Here is a 1490-nt window from a genome sequence, read left to right on the forward strand (position 1 = left end):
TGAGCCTGTGAAACTTTTTCTGTAAAATAACCTAAGTAAGGTCCTTCTATGATACAATAAATATCATTAGGAGGGCCTTTTACTATGGCAAAACAAAAGAAACCAGTTCACAGAGTTGAAATGACTGAAGGAAAAAGGAACATCATCCGCCAGCTTCTCGAAGAATACGATATCGAGACCGCAGAAGATATCCAGGATGCACTCAAAGATCTTCTGGGCGGCACCATTAAAGAAATGATGGAGGCTGAAATGGATGACCATCTTGGATATGAGAAATCCCAGCGTTCTGACAATGACGATTATCGTAACGGTTATAAACGCAAGCAGGTAAACAGTCGATATGGCTCTATGGAAATCGAGGTCCCACAGGATCGGAAATCGACCTTTGAACCACAGGTGGTGAAAAAGCGTCAGAAAGATATTTCTGATATTGATCAGAAGATCATCTCTATGTATGCCAAAGGAATGACCACTCGCCAGATCTCGGAAACGATTGAAGATATCTATGGTTTTGAAACATCAGAAAGTTTCATATCCGATGTGACGGATAAGATACTTCCTCAGATTGAAGATTGGCAGAACCGCCCATTGGATGAGGTATATCCAATCCTTTACATCGATGCGATCCACTATTCTGTGCGGGATAATGGAGTCATTCGTAAGCTTGCAGCCTATGTTATTCTTGGCATTAATGCGGAGGGGAAAAAGGAAGTCCTGACGATTACGATTGGTGACAATGAAAGTGCGAAATACTGGCTGTCAGTCCTGAACGAACTGAAAAATCGCGGAGTAAAAGATATCCTGATCATCTGTGCCGATGGCCTTACAGGCATTAAAGAAGCGATTTCAGCTGCGTTTCCCAAAACAGAATACCAGAGGTGTATTGTCCATCAGGTAAGAAACACCCTGAAATACGTTCCGGACAAGGACAGAAAAGCCTTTGCTGCAGATTTAAAAACCATCTATCAGGCCGCTGATGAGCAGAAGGCTCTGGCTACCTTGGAACGTGTAACTGAAAAATGGACTCCGAAATACCCGAATTCCATGAAACGCTGGAAAGACAACTGGGATGCTGTTTCTCCAATTTTTAAATTTTCAACCACTGTCCGGAAGGTCATTTATACAACCAATGCGATCGAATCACTGAACTCCACATACCGGAAGCTGAACCGTCAGAGAAGCGTATTTCCAAGCGATACCGCCCTGTTAAAGGCCTTGTATCTGGCTACTTTTGAGGCTACGAAAAAATGGACTACCACCATCCGTGATTGGGCTCAGGTTTATGGAGAACTGAGCATTATGTACGAGGGACGCTTACCCGAGTAAGCAAAAGAAGGGTTAAGAAGACAGGCGGGAAACCGCCTGCTCTTGACATGCCCGTAAGCAACTGTTATATATAAAACAAGAACGACAAGCCTGATTCACAAGCTTATCGCTCTTAATTATCATAGAAGAATCTTATTTACAGAGATTTTCTCATACTCTCGAAA

Annotated in this window: 1 protein-coding gene; it reads left to right on the top strand. The window is 42.9% G+C overall.

What is annotated here, in order from left to right:
• Window positions 1-84: 84 nt before the first annotated feature.
• Entirely contained in the window at window positions 85-1326 is a 1242-nt protein-coding gene (locus WKT10_RS15835) for an IS256 family transposase (RefSeq protein ID WP_066548922.1), read from the top strand.
• The last annotated feature ends 164 nt before the right edge of the window (window positions 1327-1490 follow it).

The sequence above is a fragment of the Enterocloster sp. HCN-30185 genome (genome assembly GCF_037890305.1).
Lineage (GTDB): Bacteria > Bacillota > Clostridia > Lachnospirales > Lachnospiraceae > Enterocloster.